This is a genomic window from Streptomyces sp. NPDC047072 (assembly GCF_040643855.1).
Lineage (GTDB): Bacteria > Actinomycetota > Actinomycetes > Streptomycetales > Streptomycetaceae > Streptomyces.
On the sequence record NZ_JBEYVC010000025.1, the window covers coordinates 66,533 to 88,240 of the forward strand.

The 21,708-nt window shown below is 72.3% G+C and carries 20 protein-coding genes and 1 pseudogene; 11 read left to right on the top strand and 10 right to left on the bottom strand.

Annotated elements, in window-relative coordinates:
- Positions 1-20 precede the first annotated feature (20 nt).
- Positions 21-2,270 carry a heavy metal translocating P-type ATPase gene (locus ABZ896_RS14205; protein WP_360927123.1) on the bottom strand — a complete coding sequence of 750 codons (2,250 nt, stop codon included), beginning with the start codon at positions 2,268-2,270 and terminating at the stop codon, positions 21-23.
- Positions 2,271-2,425: 155 nt separating this feature from the next.
- Between ABZ896_RS14205 and ABZ896_RS14210 the strand changes: the two genes are divergently transcribed.
- Positions 2,426-3,343: a hypothetical protein gene (locus tag ABZ896_RS14210; RefSeq protein ID WP_360927125.1), complete on the top strand. Its 918-nt coding sequence runs from the start codon at positions 2,426-2,428 to the stop codon at positions 3,341-3,343.
- 6 nt (positions 3,344-3,349) lie between these two features.
- Here ABZ896_RS14210 and ABZ896_RS14215 read toward each other — a convergent pair whose 3' ends face one another.
- Both ABZ896_RS14215 and ABZ896_RS14220 read right to left on the bottom strand, forming a co-directional pair.
- Complete coding sequence (locus ABZ896_RS14215) at positions 3,350-5,170, bottom strand: glycoside hydrolase family 15 protein (RefSeq protein ID WP_360927128.1); 1,821 nt, start codon at positions 5,168-5,170, stop codon at positions 3,350-3,352.
- Between the two features lie 132 nt (positions 5,171-5,302).
- Positions 5,303-6,082 (bottom strand): DeoR/GlpR family DNA-binding transcription regulator, encoded by a 780-nt coding sequence (locus tag ABZ896_RS14220; RefSeq protein WP_360927131.1) that lies wholly within the window; start codon positions 6,080-6,082, stop codon positions 5,303-5,305.
- Positions 6,083-6,167: 85 nt separating this feature from the next.
- Between ABZ896_RS14220 and ABZ896_RS14225 the strand changes: the two genes are divergently transcribed.
- The gene (locus ABZ896_RS14225) at positions 6,168-7,052 is read left to right on the top strand and encodes a sugar isomerase (RefSeq protein ID WP_360927134.1); all 885 of its coding nucleotides are present in this window, start codon (positions 6,168-6,170) and stop codon (positions 7,050-7,052) included.
- An 8-nt stretch (positions 7,053-7,060) separates the two neighbouring features.
- Positions 7,061-7,918, top strand: a complete 858-nt coding sequence (locus tag ABZ896_RS14230) for a class II fructose-bisphosphate aldolase (protein WP_360927137.1) — start codon at positions 7,061-7,063, stop codon at positions 7,916-7,918.
- Here ABZ896_RS14230 and ABZ896_RS14235 read toward each other — a convergent pair.
- Positions 7,890-8,678 (bottom strand): class I SAM-dependent methyltransferase, encoded by a 789-nt coding sequence (locus tag ABZ896_RS14235; protein ID WP_360927140.1) that lies wholly within the window; start codon positions 8,676-8,678, stop codon positions 7,890-7,892. The genes ABZ896_RS14230 and ABZ896_RS14235 overlap by 29 nt on opposite strands.
- Before the next feature lie 7 nt (positions 8,679-8,685).
- Entirely contained in the window at positions 8,686-9,819 is a 1,134-nt protein-coding gene (locus ABZ896_RS14240; RefSeq protein WP_360927182.1) for a methyltransferase, read from the bottom strand.
- A gap of 95 nt (positions 9,820-9,914) precedes the next feature.
- Between ABZ896_RS14240 and ABZ896_RS14245 the strand changes: the two genes are divergently transcribed.
- From ABZ896_RS14245 to ABZ896_RS14260, 4 genes are read left to right on the top strand one after another with little or no spacing between them, the layout of a single operon-like run.
- Entirely contained in the window at positions 9,915-10,556 is a 642-nt protein-coding gene (locus ABZ896_RS14245) for an alpha-ketoglutarate-dependent dioxygenase AlkB (protein WP_360927143.1), read from the top strand.
- A 36-nt stretch (positions 10,557-10,592) separates the two neighbouring features.
- The gene (locus tag ABZ896_RS14250) at positions 10,593-11,837 is read left to right on the top strand and encodes an ROK family protein (RefSeq protein ID WP_360927146.1); all 1,245 of its coding nucleotides are present in this window, start codon (positions 10,593-10,595) and stop codon (positions 11,835-11,837) included.
- Complete coding sequence (locus tag ABZ896_RS14255; RefSeq protein ID WP_360927149.1) at positions 11,830-12,561, top strand: NUDIX domain-containing protein; 732 nt, start codon at positions 11,830-11,832, stop codon at positions 12,559-12,561. Before ABZ896_RS14250 ends, ABZ896_RS14255 begins: the two co-directional genes overlap by 8 nt.
- A 1-nt stretch (position 12,562) precedes the next feature.
- Positions 12,563-13,012, top strand: a complete 450-nt coding sequence (locus ABZ896_RS14260; protein WP_360927152.1) for an RpiB/LacA/LacB family sugar-phosphate isomerase — start codon at positions 12,563-12,565, stop codon at positions 13,010-13,012.
- 135 nt (positions 13,013-13,147) lie between these two features.
- On the opposite strand, the gene ilvY is transcribed toward ABZ896_RS14260, so the two are convergent.
- The gene (gene ilvY / locus ABZ896_RS14265) at positions 13,148-13,993 is read right to left on the bottom strand and encodes an HTH-type transcriptional activator IlvY (protein ID WP_360927155.1); all 846 of its coding nucleotides are present in this window, start codon (positions 13,991-13,993) and stop codon (positions 13,148-13,150) included.
- 85 nt (positions 13,994-14,078) lie between these two features.
- Between ilvY and ABZ896_RS14270 the strand changes: the two genes are divergently transcribed.
- The gene (locus tag ABZ896_RS14270; RefSeq protein ID WP_360927157.1) at positions 14,079-15,548 is read left to right on the top strand and encodes a ketol-acid reductoisomerase; all 1,470 of its coding nucleotides are present in this window, start codon (positions 14,079-14,081) and stop codon (positions 15,546-15,548) included.
- Here ABZ896_RS14270 and ABZ896_RS14275 read toward each other — a convergent pair.
- The 4 genes from ABZ896_RS14275 to ABZ896_RS14290 form a co-directional block, all read right to left on the bottom strand.
- On the bottom strand, positions 15,545-15,790 hold the full coding sequence (locus ABZ896_RS14275) for a hypothetical protein (RefSeq protein WP_360927159.1): 246 nt from the start codon (positions 15,788-15,790) through the stop codon (positions 15,545-15,547). The two genes, ABZ896_RS14270 and ABZ896_RS14275, sit on opposite strands and share 4 nt — an antisense overlap.
- A gap of 82 nt (positions 15,791-15,872) precedes the next feature.
- The gene (locus ABZ896_RS14280) at positions 15,873-16,799 is read right to left on the bottom strand and encodes a phosphotriesterase (protein ID WP_360927162.1); all 927 of its coding nucleotides are present in this window, start codon (positions 16,797-16,799) and stop codon (positions 15,873-15,875) included.
- Positions 16,793-17,377 (bottom strand): DUF4865 family protein, encoded by a 585-nt coding sequence (locus ABZ896_RS14285; RefSeq protein ID WP_360927185.1) that lies wholly within the window; start codon positions 17,375-17,377, stop codon positions 16,793-16,795. Before ABZ896_RS14285 ends, ABZ896_RS14280 begins: the two co-directional genes overlap by 7 nt.
- A 42-nt stretch (positions 17,378-17,419) precedes the next feature.
- Positions 17,420-17,995, bottom strand: coding sequence for a TetR/AcrR family transcriptional regulator (locus ABZ896_RS14290; protein ID WP_360927164.1), 576 nt, complete (start codon positions 17,993-17,995; stop codon positions 17,420-17,422).
- A 154-nt stretch (positions 17,996-18,149) separates the two neighbouring features.
- Here ABZ896_RS14290 and ABZ896_RS14295 point away from each other — a divergent pair.
- From ABZ896_RS14295 to ABZ896_RS14305, 3 genes and pseudogenes are all read left to right on the top strand, one after another.
- Positions 18,150-18,473 (top strand): annotated as a pseudogene (locus ABZ896_RS14295) (SHOCT domain-containing protein).
- On the top strand, positions 18,470-19,237 hold the full coding sequence (locus tag ABZ896_RS14300) for an ABC transporter ATP-binding protein (protein ID WP_360927167.1): 768 nt from the start codon (positions 18,470-18,472) through the stop codon (positions 19,235-19,237). The pseudogene ABZ896_RS14295 and the gene ABZ896_RS14300 overlap by 4 nt, the downstream one beginning before the upstream one ends.
- The coding region (locus ABZ896_RS14305) for an FtsX-like permease family protein (protein ID WP_360927170.1) at positions 19,234-21,708 on the top strand (2,475 nt) is incomplete at its 3' end. The genes ABZ896_RS14300 and ABZ896_RS14305, both read left to right, overlap by 4 nt.

The following is a 21,708-nucleotide window of genomic DNA, read 5'->3' on the forward strand; positions in this document are numbered from 1 at the left end:
AGCCGCCCGCGAGGCAACCCTTACCGAGCTCCTGGGCGCACGGCCTGGAAAGAACGCAACCGCAGCGAGTTCCCCACCACGAACACCGACGAGAACGCCATCGCCGCCCCGGCCAGCATCGGATTGAGCAACCCCGCCGCCGCCAACGGCAACGCCGCCACGTTGTAGGCGAACGCCCAGAAGAGGTTGGACCGGATAGTGCCCAGGGTCCGCCGGGCCAACCGGATCGCGTCCGCCGCACCCCGCAGATCCCCGCGCACGAGCGTCAGATCCCCCGCCTCGATCGCCGCGTCCGTACCCGTACCCATGGCAAGCCCCAGGTCGGCCTGGGCGAGCGCGGCCGCGTCGTTGACACCGTCACCCACCATCGCCACCGAACGCCCCCCGCCCTGAAGCCGCTTGACGACGTCGACCTTGTCCTGTGGCAGCACCTCGGCGATCACGTCCCCGGCGGCGATGCCGACCTCGCGGGCGACGGACTCGGCCACCGCCCGGTTGTCCCCGGTCAGCAGGATCGGCCTGAGCCCGAGCCCCCGCAGCCGGGCGATCGCCTCCCTGCTGGTCTCCTTGACCGCGTCGGCGACCTCCAGCACCGCCCGAGCCTCGCCGTCCCAGGCGACCGCGACGACCGTACGGCCGGCCGACTCCGCCGTGGCCTTCAGGAGGAGCAGTTCCTCGGGCAGCTCGATCGCCCATTCGGCGAGCAGCTGTTGCCGCCCGACGAGCACCGCGTGCCCGTCTACGACACCCTGCACACCGAGCCCCGGGACGTTAGCGAAGTCTTCGGTCGCGGGCAGTGAGCCCAGCTTCTCCCGCGCCCCGTCCGCGACCGCACGGGCGACCGGATGCTCCGACGCGTGCTCCAAGGCGCCCGCCAGCCGCAGCACTTCGGCCTCGTCGGTGCCGTAGGCCGCGTGCACGGCCAGCAGGGTCATCCGGCCGGTGGTGACCGTGCCGGTCTTGTCGAGGACGACGGTGTCGACCTTCCGTGTGGACTCCAGGACCTCGGGACCCTTGATGAGGATGCCGAGTTGGGCGCCGCGTCCGGTGCCGACCAGCAGCGCGGTCGGGGTGGCGAGACCGAGGGCGCACGGGCAGGCGATGATCAGCACCGCGACGGCGGCGGTGAAGGCGGCGGCAGCGTCGGCGCCGTTGCCGAGCCAGAACCCGAGCGTGCCCAGCGCCAGCGCGATGACGATCGGCACGAAGACGGCGGAGATCCGGTCCGCGAGCCGCTGCGCGGCGGCCTTCCCGTTCTGCGCGTCCTCCACCAGCCGGGCCATCCGGGCCAGTTGGTTGTCCGCGCCGACCCGGGTCGCCTCGACGACGAGCCGCCCGCCCGCGTTGATCGTGGCACCGGTGACGGAGTCGCCCAGGACGACCTCCACCGGCACGGACTCACCGGTGAGCATGGAGGCGTCCACGGCCGAGGTCCCCTCCACGACCGTGCCGTCGGTGGCGATCTTCTCGCCGGGCCGTACGAGGAAACGGTCGCCGACCTTCAACTCCGCCACCGGCACGACCTGTTCGTGGCCGCCCTCGTGCAGCACGGTCACGTCCTTGGCGCCGAGCTCCAGCAGCGCCTTGAGCGCGGCGCCCGCCTTGCGCTTGGACCGGGCCTCGAAGTAGCGCCCGGCCAGGATGAACGCGGTGACACCGGCGGCGGCCTCCAGATAGAGGTTCCCGGTCCCGTCACCGCGGGCGATCGTCAGCTCGAAGGGGTGCTTCATGCCCGGCATGCCGGCCGTGCCGAAGAACAGCGCCCACAGCGACCAGCCGAACGCGGCCGTCGTGCCGACCGAGATCAGGGTGTCCATGGTCGCCGCGCCGTGCCGGGCGTTGACGAACGCGGCCTTGTGGAAGGGCCATCCGGCGTAGGTCACGACGGGCGCCGCGAGCGTCAGCGAGAGCCACTGCCAGTACTCGAACTGGAGCGCGGGGATCATCGCCATCGCGACGACCGGGACCGCCAGCACCACCGCGGTCACCAACCGCTCGCGCAGGGGCCGCAGTTCATCGGGTTCGGCGTCCCTGGCGTCGTCCGCGGCGGCGGGCTCCGGCGGGGCCGGTTCCCGCGCCGTGTACCCGGTCTTCTCGACGGTCGCTATCAGGTCCGGGACCGATACCCCCTCGGGGTGGCTGACCTTCGCCTTCTCGGTGGCGTAGTTGACGGTGGCCGTGACCCCGTCCATCCGGTTGAGCTTCTTCTCGATCCGCGCCGCGCACGAGGCGCAGGTCATGCCGCCGATGGAGAGTTCGGTGGTGGTCATCGCCGCTCCTCATGGATACCGGGAAGGGGTATGTTGGACTGTGATACCTGTATACCCCTGGTGGGTATCTGAAGCAAGCTGGACGGGCGGGTTGACTTTATACCCCCCGGGGGTACTGTGAAGTGCGTTGAGAACCCATTGCGGAGGTGCCGACCATGCACGCAGGACTGAAGATCACCGCGTTCGCCGCCGCGCTGGCCGCGACCTTCGGCACCGCCTACGGGGTGGGCCAGGGCGTCGGCCCGGTCGTCGAGGACAAGGCGCCGGTCCGTCACGACGCACACGCGGAGGAGAGCGACGGCCACTCCGGGCACGACGCGTCACCGCCCGCGGGCGGCCTCCAGATCTCCGAGAACGGCTACACCCTCGACCTCGAAACCCCGCGCATGACGGCCGGCCGCACCACCGCCCTCCGCTTCGCCGTCCGGGACGCCGAGGGCCGCGCGGTCACCGCGTACCGCCGGGAGCACGAGAAGGAACTCCACCTGATCGTGGCCTCGCGCGATCTGAACACCTACCGGCACCTGCACCCCACCCGGGCCGCCGACGGCACCTGGAGCATCCCGGTGTCCCTGCCCCGCGCGGGCGGCTACCGCGTCTTCGCCGACTTCACCCCGGCCGCGAAGAACGCCGAGAACCTCACCCTCGGCGCGGACCTCGCCGTCTCCGGCACCTACGCCCCGCAGGAACTGCCCGCCTCGAACACCACGGCCGCGGTCGACGGCTACGAGGTGCAGCTGGGCGGTGCCCTGCGCACGGGAGCGGCCGGCGAACTGAAGCTCACGGTCTCCCGGAACGGCAGGCCCGTCACCGACCTCCAGCCCTACCTCGGCGCCTACGGCCATCTCGTCGCCCTGCGCTCCGGAGACCTCGCCTACCTGCACGTCCACCCCAACGGCGAGCCCGGCGACGGCACCACGAAGCCCGGCCCGGCCATCTCCTTCACGGCCACCGCACCCAGCCCCGGCAGCTACCGCCTCTTCCTGGACTTCAAGCACGACGGCAAGGTCCACACGGCGGCCTTCACGGTCCGCACCGGCACGGCGGGCCACGGCGAGGAGCACGGGCACTGAGCCGGCTCAGCCGAGGGCCCGGTCCAGGTTGAACGCCGCGCTGATCAGGGCGAGATGGGTGAACGCCTGCGGGAAGTTGCCCTGTTGCTCACCGGTGTTGCTGATCTCCTCGGCGTACAGGCCCAGATGGTTGGCGTAGGTGAGCATCTTCTCGAAGGCCAGCCGCGCCTCGTCGAGCCGCCCGGCGTGCACCAGGGCCTCGACGTACCAGAACGAGCAGATGGAAAACGTGCCCTCGTCACCGCGCAGTCCGTCGGGGCTGGCCAGCGGGTCGTAGCGGTAGACGAGCGAGTCCGACACCAGTTCCTGTGTCAACGCGTCCAGGGTGGAGAGCCACTTGGGGTCGGTCGGCGCGATGAACTTCGTCAGCGGCATCATCAGGACGGCCGCGTCCAGCACGTCCCCGTCCTCGTGCTGCACGAACGCCTGCCGGGCCTCGGACCAGCCGCGTTTCATGATCCGCCGGTAGATCGCGTCGCGGCACTCCCGCCAGCGGTTGAGGTCGGCGGGCAGCCCGCGCCGGTGGGCCATGCGGATCGCCCGCTCGATCGCCACCCAGCACATCAGCCGTGAGTACAGGAAGTTCTTGCGGCCGCCCCGGGTCTCCCAGATCCCCTCGTCGGGCTGGTCCCAGTGCGCGCAGACCCACTCCACCAGCGTGCACACGTCGTCCCACTGGTCGCTGGAGATCGGCTTGGCCCACTTGTCGTAGAGGTAGATCGAGTCGATCAGCGCGCCGTAGATGTCGAGTTGGAGCTGCTCGGCGGCGGCGTTGCCGACCCGGACCGGCGCGGAGCGCAGATGCCCTTCCAGGTGGCCGAGTTCACGCTCCGTCAGATCGGTGCGGCCGTCGATGCCGTACATGATCTGGAGCGGCCCCGAGGGGCCGTGGTCGGTCGGACTGACGTTCCTGATCAGGAAGTTCATGAACGCCTCGGCCTCGCCGGTGAAGCCGAGCCGCAGCAGCGCGTACACACAGAACGCCGCGTCGCGCACCCACACGTACCGGTAGTCCCAGTTGCGCTCGCCGCCCGGCTGCTCGGGCAGGCTGGTCGTCGGCGCGGCCACGATCGCGCCGGTGGGGGCGTAGGTGAGCAGCTTCAGGGTGAGGGCGGAGCGGTGCACCATCTCCCGCCAGCGTCCCCGGTACTTGGACGCGGACAGCCAGTGCCGCCAGTAGGCGACCGTGGCGGCGAACTGCTCCTCGGCCTCGGTGTGCGCGCACCGGCGCGGGGTGATCTCCCCACCCACCTGGTCCAGGGCGAACACCGCCGACTCGCCCTCGGCGAGCTTGAAGTCGGCCCGCGCGTCCGGCCCTTCGGCCTCCAGCGGGACGGTCGCGGTCAGGCCCAGCGACAGCTTGGCGGACTCGAAGACCGCGACCTCCCCGACCATCCGCAGGGTGTGCGGCTCGGCGCCGTAGTCGAAACGCGGCGCCACCCGGGCCCGGAACGGGATCGAGCCGCGCACGCACACCACCCGCCGGATCAGCCGGTGCCGGTCGATCTCCACGGAGTCGCCGTCCACCGGCATGAAGTCCTGCACCTCGCCCACACCGTCCTCGGTGAAGAACCGGGTGATCAGGACGTTGGTGTCGGGGAAGTAGAACTGCTTGGTCCGGGCCGGCACCGCGGCCACCAGCTCGAAGCGGCCGCCCCGCTCCGCGTCCAGGATCGACGCGAAGACACTGGGGGCGTCGAAGGACGGGCAGCAGTACCAGTCGATCGTGCCGTCCGTCCCGACCAGCGCCACGCTGCGCAGATCGCCGATCAGACCGTGCTCGGCGATCGGCAGATAGCCCGTGTCGTGCCCAGGTGATCCGCTCATCGCAGCCTCCCTGCCGATCAGCGTAGGCAGGTTCGGCCGCGGCTGTCCTGAGAACGGCGGGTGTGCTGAGGACGGCAGGCGCCCCGAGGCCGGCGGGTGTCCCGAAAACGGCGGGTGCCCCGAAGACCGCCCTCACACCGTGAGCACCCGCACCCCCGCCTCCTCGAACCGCCGGACCGTCTCCCCGTCCGCCCCCGCGTCCGTGACCAGCGTGTCCACCTGCTCCACACCGCAGATCCGGGCGAACGCCCGCCCGCCGAGCTTGCTGGAGTCGGCGGCCACCACCACCCGCTCGGCCCGCTCGCACAGCAGCCGGTTGATCGCGGCCTCCGCCTCGTCATGGGCGGCCGCGCCGTGCGTGACGTCGAAGGCGACGACACCGAGGACCGCCACGTCGAGGGTGATCTGGGACAGCACCCCGTCCGCGAGCGGCCCGATCAGCTCGTACGACTGCGGAAGGGCCACCCCGCCCGTCACCACGATCTTGAACTGCGGACGGACGGCCAGCTCATTGGCGATGTTGAGCGCGTTCGTGACGATCGTCAGGGCCGGAGAGCCGCTGCCGAGATCCCCGCGCACGGCCAGCGACCGGGCCACTTCGGTGGTCGTCGTCCCGCCGGTCAGCCCCACGGCCTCGCCGGGCGCGATCAGCTCCGCGACCGCCTTCGCCACGCGCTGCTTCTCGGAGGCGTTCCGGGCCGACTTGTAGCGCAGCGGCAGCTCGTACGACACCCCGTGCACCACCGCGCCGCCCCGCGTGCGCACCAGCATCTGCTGCTCGGCCAGCTGGTCGAGGTCCCGGCGGATCGTCGCGGCGGAGACCGACAGCGCACCGGCCGCCTCCTCGACGTCCAGCCGTCCCCGCTCGACGAGCAGCTCCAGCAGCGCCTGCCATCGCGCGTCCCGAGACATTCGTCCCCTTCCGTCGTTTGCTCTATTATGCTCGAAACGTGGCTGAATCGTGCAAGAAAAATCAAGCCGGAGTAAGGGGTACGGGATGACCCACGTCGAGGACGAGCTGACCAGCCAGCCCGAGTGCTGGATCCGCGCGGCGCAGGAGGCGGCGCGGTACCGCGCGGTGCTCCCGGCCGCGGGGGAGCGGGTCGCGATCGTCGGGTGCGGCACGTCGTACTTCATGGCGCAGGCCGCGGCGGCGCTGCGGGAGGGCGCGGGCCAGGGCGAGACGGACGCCTTCGCCGCGTCGGAGTTCCCGCGCGGACGGTCGTACGACCGTGTGATCGCCCTGACCCGTTCGGGCACCACGACCGAAGTGCTCGACCTGCTGGGCGAGTTGAAGGGCCGCACCCGCACGACCGCCCTCACCGCCGACCCTCGCACCCCTGTCATGGCCGCCGCCGACGACACGGTCGTCCTCGACTACGCCGACGAACGCTCCGTGGTCCAGACGCGGTTCGCCACCACCGCGCTCACCCTGCTCCGCGCCCACCTCGGCCTGCACACCGACGCCGTGGTCGCCGACGCCCGCACCGCGCTCACCGCCCCGCTGCCCGAAGGGCTCGTGGACTGCACGCAGTTCACCTTCCTGGGCCGCGGCTGGACGGTCGGGCTCGCCAACGAGGCCGGGCTGAAGATGCGCGAGGCCGCGCTCGCCTGGACGGAGGCGTATCCGGCGATGGAGTACCGGCACGGGCCGATCAGCATCACGACCCGGGGTACGGCCACCTGGATGCTCGGCGAGGCGCCCGCGGGACTGGCCCAACAGGTCCGCGAGACCGGTGGGTTGTGGGTGCCCGGCGGCCTCGACCCGCTCGCCGAACTGGTCCGTGTCCAGCGGCTCGCCGTCGCCGTGGCAGCGGCGCGCGGCCTCGACCCGGACGAGCCGCGTCACCTCACCCGTTCGGTGATCCTCGCCCGTTCTTAGGAGAAGCCGTGCCCCTCGCCACCACCGGTGACCTGGTCACCCGCGCCGCCGCCGACCGCTCCGCCGTCGCCGCCTTCAACGTCATCACCCTGGAACACATCGAGGCCGCCGTCGCCGGCGCCGAGTCCCTGCGCACACCGGTGATCCTCCAAGTCAGCGAGAACGCCGTGAAGTTCAGGCACGGTCACCTGCTCCCGCTCGCCCGCGCCGCCGTCGCGGCCGCCCAACAGGCCGCCGTACCCGTAGCTCTGCATCTGGACCACGTGCAGAGCGACGACCTGCTCCGGCAGGCGGCAGACGCCGGTTTCAGCTCCGTGATGTACGACGCGGCGCGCCTGCCCTACGCCGAGAACCTCGCCACCACCCGGGCCGCCGCCGACTGGGCGCACTCCCAAGGGCTGTGGATCGAGGCGGAGTTGGGCGAGGTCGGCGGCAAGAACGGCGAACCGCCCCTCGACGCGCACGCCCCCGGAGCCCGCACCGACCCCGCCGAGGCCGGTGCCTTCGTCGCCGACTCCGGTGTGGACGCCCTGGCCGTCGCCGTCGGCAGCGCCCACGCCATGACCGAACGCACCGCCACCCTCGACCACTACCTCCTCAAGCGCCTCGCCACGACCCTGGACGTCCCCCTCGTCCTGCACGGCTCCTCGGGAGTCCGCGACGACGAACTGACGGCGGCCGTGGCGGGCGGCATCAGCAAGGTCAACGTCGGCACCGCCCTCAACATCGCGATGACACAAGCGATTCGGGAGTTCCTCGCCACGCACCCGGAGGCGGTGGAATCACGGAAATACCTGAGCGTGGGACGCGAGGCGATGGTCGGTGCGACCCGCCGGATCATCGAGGTGCTCGGCACCGCGCGGTGAGGACGGGCTGGTAGAACCCGGTGACCTCCGGAGCGTGCCACCCGACGTCGACGAACCCCGCCGCCGTCGCGAACTCCGTCAGCCGCGCCCGCGTCAGCGCCCAGCAGGTTGTTCGCCGGACCCGTACGTGCCAGCCGTCCCCGGCCGTCGGCACCAGCTGGAAGTGCTCCATGTCGTAGCGCTCGCCGTCCTCGTGCCAGTGCCAGAGCTGGAAGGTGACCACCCTGCCCTCGTCGGTCTGCGAGACCTGCGGTGGCGCGGCCTCGGGCCTGGTCCGGAGGATCTCGTCGTAGTCCCGCAGGGTGAGCACCACCAGGCCGTCGTCCCGCAGCACCCGCCGCATCTCATCGAGCGCGGCGGTCACGTCCGACGCGGACAGCAGGTGCGTCAGCGCGTTGTCCGCGCAGACGACGACGTCGAACGCGCCCGCGACGAACGGCAGCCGGCGCATGTCCGCGGCGGCCACCGGCAACCGGACGCCCCGCGCGGCGGCCTCCCGCGAGGCACGCGCCACGGCCACCGGACTGATGTCGGTGCCGACGACCTCGTGCCCGCTGCGGGCCAGCCCGATCGCCTGGGTGCCGATCCCGCACGAGCAGTCCAGGATCCGGTGCGGTCCAGGGCCCAGGAGTGCGTCGAGCACCGCCGCCTGACGGGCCATGCTGACATCCCAGTCGGCGAAGATCCGGTGGTAGTCGGGAGCCAGCCCGTCGTAGAAGTCCCGCACCGAGGAACGCGAGGAACCTGAGGAACCCGACATGCGCCCCCTACCGCTTCACGGCCTTCAGCACCACGAACTTCGGGTCGCCGGCGACCAGTTGGCTGTTGCCGAAGACCTTACGCAGCTTCACGTGATAGCCCAGATGGCGGTTGCCGACCACCCACAGCTCACCGCCCGACCGCAGCGTGCGGTGCGCACCGCTGAACATCCGCCACGCCGTCGCGTCGGTCGTCGCCTGATGGGAGTGGAACGGCGGGTTGGTGAGCACGATGTCGGCACTGCCCGCGGCGACCCCCGCCAGCCCGTCCCCGACCCGGAACTCCGCGTGCCCGGGCACGCCGTTCGCCTTGTACGTCGCCTCCGCCGAGGCCACCGCCTGGAACGACTCGTCCACGAACAGCACCTCGGCCTCCGGATTGGCCAGCGCCACCGCCGTACCGACGACGCCGTTGCCGCAGCCCAGGTCCACGATCCGCCGGCTGCCACGGCTCTCGGGCAGGTGCCGGAGGAAGAACCGGGTGCCGATGTCGAGCCGCTCCGCGCAGAAGACGCCCGCGTGGTTGACGACGGCCCGCCCGGACGCGGCGCCGATGTCCTCCGGGAGCGAGTAGCCGTACGGCCAGGGATTGACCGGTCGTTCGAGGGCCGGGTCGGGAGCGCTGAAGATGAGCCGCGCCTTCTTCTCGGCGAGCGAGGTGCGGGTCGGTCCGATGATCCGCTCGAAGAGCCGGAGCGTCGAGGTGTGGATCTCCTTCACCATGCCGGTGCCGACGACCACCGTGCCCGCGTGCACCGCGGGCGCCAGCCGCAGCAGCTGGTCCTCCAGCAGCGCCAGGCTCTTCGGCACCCGCACCAGCAGGACGTCGATCCGGGCGGGCGGCGGATCCTGCGTGGTGAGCAGCTGTACGGCGCCCGGTTCGACACCGGCGCGCGCGAGGTTCGCCCGGGTCGCCTCCTGGCCGAGGAAGGAGTCCGTGATCTGCACCGGTCCGTGCGCGGCGAGCGCCGTGACCAGCGCGCCCCAGCGGTCGCCGACGACCACGACCGTGCCGTTCAGCGGCACCCCCTCGTCCGCGAGGTGCCTGAGCAGATACTCGTCGGAGGCGTCCCAGGCTCGCAGCTGCTCGCGCGGGTCCTCGGGGAAGCGGGTGAGCGCGAGGTCGCCCCAGGGGGTCGTCATACGGTCGGTCATCGTGCGTCCAGGCTAGCGGAGCCGCAGCTCAGGCCCGCTCGGGAGGACACCGCGGCTCGGGCCCGCTCGGGCAGGATGGGTTCATGGACGCCGAGCTGTTCCCCCGACCCCGGACCCAGGTCGCCCCCGGCGCGGTGCACGTCCCCGACTGGCTGGACGCGGAGCGGCAGCGTGACCTGCTGGCGGCCTGCCGGGAGTGGGCACGCCCGCCCGCAGGCCTGCGCACGGTCCGCACCCCCGGCGGCGGCACCATGACCGCCCGGCAGGTGTGCCTCGGCTGGCACTGGTATCCGTACGGCTACGCCCGCACGGTCGTCGACGGCGACGGCACCCCGGTGAAGCCCTTCCCCGACCGGCTCGGCGAGCTGGGCCGGGAAGCGGCACGGGACGCGCTGGGCGTCGAGGCGACCGGGTACGACATCGCCCTGATCAACTTCTACGACGCGGACGCCCGCATGGGCATGCACCGCGACGCCGACGAGAAGGCGGACGCCCCTGTCGTCTCCCTGAGCCTCGGCGACACCTGCGTCTTCCGGTTCGGGAACCCCGAGACCCGGACCAGGCCGTACACGGACGTCGAACTGCGCAGCGGGGACCTGTTCGTCTTCGGTGGCCCCTCGCGGCTCGCGTACCACGGGGTGCCCCGGGTGCATCCCGGCACCGCGCCGCCGGAGTTGGGGCTGACCGGAAGGCTGAACATCACGCTCCGGGTCAGCGGCCGGTAACCGGGTGAAGTCGCGGATCATGGGAGACTCGCCCTCATGAGCGGCAAGGCGGACCCCCGGCCGGCGGGGGATGGGACCACCTCGAGAGCGCGGCTGGACCGGGGGCGCGGTGCGCTCGGGCCCGCGTTGGAGCTCGTGCACACCGGACGCGCGCCCACCCGGGCGGTCCTCACCGCCGAGCTCGGGGTCACCCGTGCCACCGCCGGTGCGGTCGCCGCCGAGCTGGAGGCGCTCGGCCTGATCCGCGTCGACGCCCGGCCGACCGCGGCCGCCGGATCGCAGGGCCGGCCCTCGCACCGCCTCGCCGTCGCCGACGACGGTCCCGTGGTCCTCGCCACGCAGGTCCACGCCGACGGCTACCGCGCGGCCCTGGTCGGTCTCGGCGGCCGTATCGTCGCCACCGCGCCCGCCCGCGAGACCGTCGACGCCGACCCGGCGAAGGTCATCGGCTCGGTCGTGGAGGCGGGCGCCGACCTGCTGCGTACGACCGGCAGACGCTGCGTCGGCGCCGGGCTCGCCGTCCCGTCCGCGGTCGCCGAACCCGACGGGCTCGCCCTGAACCCCCTGCACCTGGCCTGGCCCGCGGGTGCCCCCGTGCGCCGCATCTTCACCGAGTGCGTGCGCGCGGCGGGGATCCCCGGACCGGCGTTCACCGGCAACGACGTCAACCTCGCCGCGCTCGCCGAGCACCGCCACGGCGCGGGCCGCGGCGCCCGCGACCTGCTGTGCGTGGCGACCGGGCACCGCGGTGTGGGCGGTGCCCTGGTCCTCGACGGCCGTCTGCACACCGGGAGTTCGGGCCTGGCCCTGGAGGTCGGGCACCTCACCGTCAACCCCGAGGGCCGCCCCTGCCACTGCGGCAGCCGGGGCTGCCTGGACGTCGAGGCCGACCCGCTGGCCTTCCTCACGGCGGCCGGGCGCGACCCCGGCCCCGAGCAGTCGCTGTTGCAGCAGGCCAAGGACCTCGTCGGCGACCACTACGACGACCCGGCCGTCCGTACGGCCACCGAGACCCTCATCGACCGTCTGGGCCTCGGCCTCGCGGGCCTGGTCAACATCCTCAACCCCGACCGGATCATCCTCGGCGGCCTCCACCGCACCCTCCTGGACGCCGACCCGGAGCGCCTGCGCGCGGTCGTCGCCGAGCGCAGCCTGTGGGGGCAGAGCGGCGGCGTCCCCATCCTCGCCTGCACCCTCGACCACAACAGCCTTGTCGGAGCGGCCGAGTTGGCCTGGCAGCCGGTCCTGGACGACCCGCTCGGGGCACTCGCCCGTGGCTGACGGAGTGGAACTGCTGGAGCCGGAGCGCATCCACTTGGTCGAGGTGCCCGTGCAGCCGCTGTCCGCCGTGCACCTGGAGGCCATGAACCAGGCGTGGAACCAGGCGCTCCTGGCCAACCCCAGCCTCTTCGACGGCCCGGTCACAGTCGGCGCGGGCCTCGACCGGCCGGCGCCGCACACCCTCGTCGTCTCCTGGTCCCGCACGACTTACCGCCGCTTTGCCCTGCGCCTGGTTCCGGGTGCCCCGGTCCAGCGGTCCCTGTTCGTGAGTGTGATCCAGCCGACCGACGACGGCCGCGTGCTCGTGGGCCGCATGTCCACGGCCACTGCGGCCGTCGGTCGCTGGCAGTACCCGGGCGGATCCGTCGAACCGCCCCCGGACGACGTACCCCTGGACGAGACCGCCCTGCGCGACCACGCCGCCCGTGAACTGGCCGAGGAGACCGGCCTCGACATCCCCGCCGACCGACTCGTCCGGTGCCTGGTCACCCACGGCGAGGCAGGACACATCGGCGTCCATTACCTCGCACCGCCCCGACCTGCACCACTCGTCCACCAGCGGTACGAAGCTCTCGTGGCCGCGGAACGGGCTCGCGGACGTGCCCCCGAGTTCGACCGCATCGCTCTGATCCGCTCCCCGGCCGACCTGACCGGCCTCGCCGGACCTCACGTGGCCTACCTGGAACCCGTCCTGCGCCGGATCGCCCGCCGAGTAGGCTCGTGACATGCGGATCTCCGTCTCCTCGGACATGGACGAGCCGGTCGCCCGCGCGCTCGTCGACGAACTGCGCGCCCGCGGCCACGACGTGACGCCCCACGGCGCGCTGCGCCCCGGCGCCGACCCGCAGTGGGCAGTCTGCTCGTCGGCCGCGGCGGGCGAGGTCGCCGCCGGGGCGGCCGACCAGGCGATCGTCTGCTGCTGGACCGGCACGGGCGCGTCCATCGCGGCCAACAAGGTCCCCGGCGTACGGGCCGCGCTGTGCACGGACGCGTACACGGCGGACGGGGCACGGCGCTGGAACGACGCGAACGTGCTGGCGCTGAGCCTGAGACTGACGTCCGAGCCGCTACTCAAGGAGATCCTGGACGCGTGGTTCGCGGGGGAGCCGAGCGCGGACGCGGAGGACCGGGGGAACGTGGCGCATGTGGGGCGCCTGGAGGACCGGCGACCCTAGCCTGGCTGGAGGACCGGCGGCCCTAGCCCGGCAGGATGACCGACGGCCCTAGCCCGGCTGGACGAACAGCCCTGGCCGGCCTGGTTGGACAAACGGCCCTGGCCGGACACCGGTTCTTGCCGGCCCCCGGTGGCCTCACCCGCACAGACTCCACAACGCCGCCACCAACGGCCGCCGCAGATCCGCCCGCCGCACACACAGCCCGATCGGGAACCGCTCCGGCGCCGCATCGCCCGGCACCACCGCCAACCGCTCCCGCACCGCGCTGTGTTCCAGTACGAGCCGGGGCACCACGCCCGTCCCGCAGCCCAGGGCGACCAGCGTCAGCAGTCCCTCGTGACCGTCCGGCTCGCAGGCCACGTCCGGGACCGTGCCCCGGCTGCGGAACCAGCGGTCGGCCGCCTCCCGGACCAGCCCGCGGTGCGGCAGCACGAACGGCCCCTCCAGATCAGGATCGGGCCGGTCCCGCGCGGTGACGAGGACCAGGTCGGTCACCGCGACCGTACGACCGACGAGCCCCTCCGGCAGCCGCGCCGGGATTCCCGCCACGGCCACGTCGACCTCGCCCTCGTCCAGCCGGGCCAGCGCGGCCGCCGCGTCACCGGTGCGCAGATCGAGCCGCACCTGCGGATGGGCCGTACGGAAGGGCCCCAACAGGTCGGGCAGCAGCGCCTGGCAGGCGGTCACCGTCGCGAACACGGCCAGTCTGCCGGTCAGTTCGGCCGGATCGGGATGCTCCTCGCGGTACGCGCGCCACAACTCCAGTGCCTGTACGGCGTATTCACGGAACCGATGCCCCTCCGCCGTGAGCGACACCCCCCGCGGGCCACGGTCGAACAGCCGATGCCCCAGCTCCGCCTCCAGTCGCTGCACGGTCCGGGTCAGCGTCGCCGGACTCACATGGCAGTCGAGGCTCGTCCGTCCGAAGTTCAGCGTCTGCGCGAGATGCAGGAAGAGCCGCAGCTCCCGATGGTCGTCCATGTGACCTGCGCCTTTCACTTCCCGCAACAGCCCGCTGCACAAGTTGCGCTTGCCGCAACACTCCGCCGGAGCCTACAACTCGACCATGACCTCCACCACGTACGCCTCCCGCGTCTTCCCCCTCGAAACCATGGATGTCCCCGGTGGCACGGAGACCGTCCTGCGCGGCGGCCGGCACCTCTTCCCGCTGCTGCACCGGGCCTTCGCCGGGGTGCGCCGGATCGGTGTGCTCGGCTGGGGCCCGCAGGGCCGCGCCCAGGCCCTCAACCTGCGCGACTCCCTCACCGGCACCGACATCCGGGTGACCGTGGGCCTGCGCCCCGGCTCCCCCTCCGCCACCGACGCGCGCTCCCACGGCTTCACCGAGGAGGACGGCACCCTCGGCGACTGGCTCGCGGTCGCCGCCGACAGCGACCTGGTGATCCTCCTGATCGCGGACGCGGCCCTCGCCGCCCACCACGAGGAGATCTTCGCCGCCCTGAAGTCCGGCGCCGCGATCGGTCTCTCCCACGGCTTCCTGCTCGGCCATCTCCGGGAAACCGGCGGTGAGTTCCCCGCCGGGCACCCGGTGATCGCCGTCTGCCCCAAGGGCATGGGCGACTCCGTGCGCCGTCTCTACCAGCAGGGCGCCGAGGTCAACGGCGCCGGGATCAACAGCAGTTACGCCGTCCACGCCGACCCCGACGGCCGGGCCGTCGACCTCGCGCTCGGCTGGTCGGTCGCGCTCGGATCGCCGTACACCTTCCGCACCACGCTGGAGAGCGAGTACCTCTCCGACATCGTCGGCGAACGGGCCATCCTGCTCGGTGCGGTGCACGGCATCGTCGAGAGCCTGTACACGCGCTACCGGTTGGACGGCGACGACGAGACCACGGCGTACGAGAGGTCCTGCGAGAACATCACCGGGCCGATCGCCCGCACGATCTCCCGCTCCGGGCTGCGGGCGGTCCGCGAGGCGCTCGACAGCGCGGGGCAGGACGTCTTCGACCGTGTGTACACGGCGACTTACGGGCCCGCCCGCGAGATCGTCGCGGAGATCTACGACGAGGTCGCCGACGGCACCGAACTGCGCAGCGTGATCCTGGCCGAACGGCGGCTCGGGGCAAGGGAGATGAGCGAGATCGGTGGCTCGCCCATGTGGGCCGTGGGTGGTCGGGTCCGGGCTCGCCGGGGTGAACGGGAGCTGTCCGTCGACCCGTTCACCGCCGGAGTCTTCGTCGCCACCATGCTCGCCCAGATCGACGAGTTCGCCGAGCGCGGCCACCCCTGGTCGGAGATCGTCAACGAGTCCGTCATCGAGGCCGTCGACTCCCTCCTGCCCTATATGCACGCCAGGGACGTGGCCTACATGGTCGACAACTGCTCCCGCACGGCCCGTCTCGGCGCCCGCCGTTGGGGCCCGCGCTTCCAGGCGGCGTACGAGCAGATCGCCTACCCGGCCGCCGAACAGCCCGCAGACACGGCCCTGTTGGAGGCGTTCGTCGCACACCCGGCCCACGAGGCCCTGTCCGCGGCGTCGAAGTTGCGCCCGTCGGTGGACATCTCGGTGTCCTAGACGCGGGGCTGTCTGAACAGCGCGATCTCCGGTGGCCACAGCACATTGCGCGCCCACAACAGCGACGGCCCCAGATGCACCGCGCAGACCCGCAGCGGATGGTCGATGTGCCGCCCGATCTCGAACCGCGCGGCGGCACCGCACACCTGACCGGCATCGGGGTCCCCGACGGGCGCCCGGCACTGCCGTTCACGTGGGACGGGCGCGGGGGAGGAGGGGAGACGCGAGAGGGAGTCGTCCACGCGTCTCAGCCTGGCAGGGGACGGTTGCCCCGTCGCGTCCGGAGCGACCGGCCGGGTGACCCCCGTTTCCGTAGAGCTCCGGTCAGGGTTCCCGTCGATCCGGCCACTCCGCCGCGAAGGCCCTGGCCGGGTTCTCGGTGAGAATGCGGTCGACCAGTTCCTCACCCAGCTCGTGCGCGAGCCGCGGCCGTACCCGACGCAGCAGGTACGGCATCCCGGGCCCACCGTCGACCGACCGCGCCCCGGCCACCACGGTGTCCCCGCCGAGCAGCAGCCGATGCCCGAAGCCGGCCTCCGCGAGCGCCCGTACGGCGTCCGGCATCCGCCAGTCCGTGGCGTGATGCGCACGCGAGGGACCGTCGAAGGCCAGCCAGCAGCCCGCCTCGGCGGCCTGGCGATGGACGACCGGGTCGGGGGAGCGGTTGAGATGGCCGAGGACCACCCGATGCGGCGGCACGCCCAACTCCCCGCACAACAGGTCCAGTACGTCGAGCGCGCCCGTCCCCAGCTCCAGGTGCACGGCGATCGGTGCGCCCGTCGTCCGATGGGCCTCGGCCGCCGCGGTCATCGTCCACCGGGCGTGCGCGTCGAGGGAGTGGAAGCCGCCGGCCACCTTGACGAGCCCCGCCCGCACTCCCGATGTACCGATGCCCACGGTCAGTTCGGACACGAAGAGTTCGGCCAGGCTCCCGCGCACCTCCCGGAGCAGCTCCGGGCTGTAGTGCGCGGCCTGGTGCAGACCGGTCGCGCAGACCAGGTGCACTCCGGTCTCCCGGGACAGCAGCGGCAGATCGGCGGCCCTGCGCCCCATGCCGTACGGCGTCCACTGGACCACGGCCGCCCCGCCCGCCGCCCGGAACGCCGCCAGCTCGGCCCGCGCGGCGGCACCGTCGTTCAGTTCCTGCCCGGGCAGTCGCGGACTGCGCAGGAACAGGTGGTCGTGCGCGTCGACCACGCCCAGGTCCGCGGGGAGCACATCCCCGAGGACCGTACGGACTGCGCTCACCACTGCCTGCCGCGCGGCAGCGAGCCCCGGCCGGGCTCCGACAGGTGCAGGACCTCGTAGACGTCTCCCTCGGCCTTGGGCGTGTCGTGCTCCCAGAGCGAGAAGTGCACGACCTCCCACGCGCGCGTGTCGACCGCGGCCGCCGCCAGCACCACGCCGTCCTCCCCGGCCAGCCGCGCCGTCCCGTCCACCGTGTCCGCCATGAAGGCGCTCAGCTCCACGCCCGGCGGCACCGCCAGACGGCGCCGTACGGCGAACGCGGCGGGGGAACCGGCGGCGCCTCCCTCCTCGTACGCGAGCCCTGTCCACTGCTGCACCTGGGGGCGCCCGAAATCGTCGGCCAGTCTCTGGAAGGCGCCTCCCCACAGGAAGGCGTTCATGCCCTCGACCGTGTTCCAGAGGTAGAACGGCGCGTACTCGTTGACCGGCGAGCCGTGCGCCCCGCGCTCCCGCACCAGGTACGCCTTGATACCGAGCCCGTCCCAGTCGTCCAGCACATGGCCGACCCGGGCGACGCGGCCGCGGATGACGCCCATGTCGTAGTCGGCGGGCAGCGTGAGTTCGTACTGCAGGGCGTGCATGTTGATCTGCATACAGGTGCACTCCTTCACGACTTCACGACTTCACGAAGAACGGGGCGTTGACGGAGGCGCGAGCAGCGAGAGCAGACCCCGTACGCCCGCGTCGAACGCCGCCGGCGAGCCGGACGCACGGGCCAGGACATAGCCGCCCTGCACGGTCGCGAGAACGGTCGCCGCGATGTCCTCGCCGTCCAGCGAGGCCGCGAACTGGCCCTGTTCCTTGCCCTCTTCGACGATCCCGGCGATCCGCTCACGGATCCAGTCGATCGTCTCGTCGACCGGTGCCCGCAACTCGTCGCTGGCGACCACGTCCGGGTCCATGGTGAGCCGGCCGACCGGACAGCCGCGGAGCACATCGCGCTCGCGCCGCAGATACGCCTCGATCCGCTCGTACGGCGTACCCGGCCCGGCGAGTACTCCCTCGGCGGTAGCCCGCAGCTCCTCGGCGGACCGCCGGATCGCGGCCAGCGCGAGATCCGGCTTCCCCTTGAAGTGGTGGTACATGCTGCCCTGCCCGGCCCCCGCGCGCTCCAGGATGGCCTTGGGGCTGGTGCCCACATAGCCGCGCTCCCACAGCAGTTCGCGCGTGGACTCGATCAGGCGCTCCGAGGTGCTCATGCGCTCACTGTACATACTAGTAGTTACAGAAGTCGAGAGCGGCTGTACTCCCCAGGACGTACGCCCACTGTCGCTGGCCGTACGACGACTCGGCCCCCTCCCCGGCGCGAGTCTCGAGTCATCACCACCGAACTCACCGAGGAGATGACTCGACATGGAGACCCTGGCTCACTTCGGCGACGGCGGCCCCGGCCCCTGGATCCTCTTCTTCCCGCTGATCTGGGCGGCCGCCGTGCTCGGCGTCGTCACCGTCCTGCGCCGCACGGTCTGGCGTGGCCGCCGCGGACCGTAGCGGGCGACCGGCGACGGCGGACCGTGGCGCCCCGCCGCCGACTCCGGCCCCTCCGGCGACTCGCCGATCGCGATGCTCGGCCGCCGCTTCGCCGTCGGCGAGATCGACGAGGACGAGTACTGGCGCCGGCTGTCCGTCCTGGACGAGCAGTTCGGCCGTACGGCGGGCAAGGGCGGTGCGGCATGACCGCCACGACCGCCGTGCGCACCGCCGCCCGGGTCGTCGACGCCGTCAAGGTGTACGGCGTCGGCGACACCGGGGTGCGGGCCCTGGACGGGGTGAGCGTCGACTTCCCGGCCGGCCGCTTCATCGCGATCATGGGGCCCTCGGGCTCCGGCAAGTCCACGCTGATGCACTGCGCGGCCGGCCTCGACACCCTCACCTCGGGCGCCGCGTACGTCGGCGACACCGAACTCGGCACCCTCGACGACCGCCGCCTCACCCTGCTGCGCCGCGACCGGGTCGGCTTCGTCTTCCAGGCGTTCAACCTGGTGCCGACGCTGACCGTGGCGGAGAACATCCGGCTGCCGCTGGACCTCGCGGGGGACAGGGGCGACCCGGAGTGGCTCGACGCGCTCGTCGACGTCGTCGGCCTGCGCGACCGGCTGCACCACCGGCCCTCCCAGCTCTCCGGCGGACAGCAGCAACGCGTCGCCGTGGCACGGGCGTTCGCCGGCCGGCCGGACGTGGTCTTCGCCGACGAACCCACCGGGAACCTCGACTCCCGCTCCGGCGAGGAGGTCCTCGGGCTGCTCGGCCGTACCGTACGCCAGACCGCCCGCACCGTCGTCATGGTCACCCACGACCCGGTGGCCGCCGCCCACGCCGACGAGGTCGTCTTCCTCGCCGACGGGCGCCTGGTCGACCGTATGGAATCCCCGACAGCGGACAAGGTCCTGGACCGCATGAAGGCCTTCGAGCTGCCCTCAGGGACAGAGGTGCCGTCATGAACGCCTCCCTCCGCCTCAGCGCCTCCTCCCTCCGCGCCCACAAGCGCCGCTTCGCCGGCACCTTCCTCGCGGTCTTCCTCGGCGTGGCCTTCCTCGCCGGCACCCTCGTCATGGGCGACACGCTCCGCGCCGGCTTCGACACCATGTTCGGCAGGGCGACCGGCGGCACCGACGCCGTGGTCCGCAGCGCCGACGCCATCACCACGCCGGGGGAGAGTCAGGGCGTGCGCGAACCGGTCGCCACGGACCTGGTGAACAGCATCGAGAAGGTCCCCGGCGTCGCGGCCGCCGCCCCCGACATCCAGGGCGCGGGCCAGCTGGTCGGCGCGAACGGCAAGCCGATCGGCGGCCAGGGCCCGCCCACCGTCGCCGGCAACTGGATCGACGACCCGCAGCTCAACCCGTACCGGCTCGCCGAGGGCCGCGCCCCCGAGAAGTCCGGCGAGGTCGTCGTCAACCGGGGGACCGCCGACAAGGGCGGCCTGAAGATCGGCGACCGGACGGTCCTGCGGACGCCCGACCCCGTCGAGGTCATGATCGTCGGCCTCGCGACCTTCGGCGGCGAGGACGGCATGGCCCAGGTGACCTTCACGGGCATGACCCAGGCGGACGCCGAGAGGTACCTCACGGCGAAGCCGGGCGAGGCCGCGAGCATCCAGGTGCGGGCCGGACCCGGAGTGAGCCAGCAGGGGCTGGTCGACCGGCTGACTCCCGTCCTGCCCAGGGGCGTTGAGGCCATCACCGGTCAGGAGTCGACCGAGGAGAACACCGACATGATCTCCAGCCAGTTCCTGGGGATCTTCACGACCTTCCTCCTGGTGTTCTCCGGAGTCGCCCTCCTGGTCGCCACCTTCTCGATCCACAACACCTTCGCGATCGTCGTCGCCCAACGCACCCGCGAGAACGCCCTGTTGAGGGCACTGGGCGCCTCCCGCCGCCAGGTCGCCGCGCTGACCCTGGCCGAGGCGAGTGTGGTGGCCGTGACGGCGTCGGTCGCCGGTCTCGCCGGAGGCATCGGCATCGCCGCCGGACTCCAGGCACTGTTCCCGGCGATCGGATTCCCCTTCCCCGAGGGCGACTTGGTGGTGAGCGCCCTGTCCATGACGCTGCCGCTCGCCGTCGGCATCGTCGTCTGCCTGGGCTCCGCCCTGCTGCCCGCCGTACGCGCCGGGCGCACCGCGCCCCTGGCCGCACTGCGCGAGACGGCGGTCGACCAGTCGGCCGCGTCCCGGACCCGCGCGGTCCTCGGCGGCGGACTGGCCGCACTCGCCGTGGCCGTCACCCTCACCGGAGTTCTCGTCTCGCCGTCGATCTGGCTGGCGGCGGCCGGCGCGGTCCTGGCCCTGGCCGCGTTCGTGGTCCTCGGCCCCGTCGCCTCCACCGTTGCCGTACGACTGCTCGGCGTCCCCCTCGACCGGCTGCGCGGTGTCACCGGCGCCCTGGCCCGGCGCAACGCCCTGCGCAGCCCCAAGCGGACGGCCGCCACCGCGAGCGCGCTGATGATCGGCGTGGCCGTGGTGTCGCTCTTCACGGTCTTCGGAGCGTCCCTGAAGGCCACCATGGACCAGACGGTGTCCCGCTCCTTCGCCGGTGACGTCGCCGTCAGCACCCCCTCGTTCGGCGCGGGCGGCAGCGGCCTCAGTCCCCGACTCGCCGGTGCCGTCCAGCAGTTGCCGGAGGTCGACACCGCCGTAGGACTCGGGCGGGGAGTGGCCGAAGTCGACGGCGAGGGGCGGGCGTTGACCGTGACCGACCCGATCGCCCTGAGCCGTACCTTCGATCTGGGCGATGTCCAGGGCTCCTTGACCGAGCTGGGTACCGACGGCATCGCCATCACCGAGACGGAGGCAGACAAGCAGGGCCTCAAGCCGGGCGGCAAGACCCAACTCGCCTTCACCGACGGGGAGAAGAAGACCTTCACCGTCCGCGCGGTCTACGGTCGCTCGGAGTTGGCCGGCGACTACGTCATCACCCGGGCGGCCTGGGCCCCGCACCGCACCCAGGACTCCGACACCCTTGTCGCCGTCTCCTTCAAGGACGGCGTCTCCACGGCCGCGGGCAAGGCGGCGGTGGAGAAGGTCGCCGCTCACTACGGCAACCCCGAGGTGCAGACCCGCGACGAGTATGCGCAGTCCTCGGCGGGCGGCATCGACATGATGCTGACCCTCGTCTACGCGCTGCTGGCCCTGGCCGTGCTCATCGCCCTGCTGGGCATCGCCAACACGCTCACCCTGGCGATCCACGAGCGCACCCGGGAACTGGGGCTGCTACGGGCTGTCGGCCAGACCCGGTCCCAACTGCGGGCCATGGTCCGCTGGGAGTCGATCCTGGTGGCCGCCTTCGGCACCGCCGGAGGGCTCGGGCTCGGCGCCTTCCTCGGCTGGGTCCTGGTCAAGGCGTCCGACGGCGAGAGCGCGAGCACCTTCGCCTTCGCGATCCCGCCCCTGCAGCTGACCGTGGTCGCCCTGGTG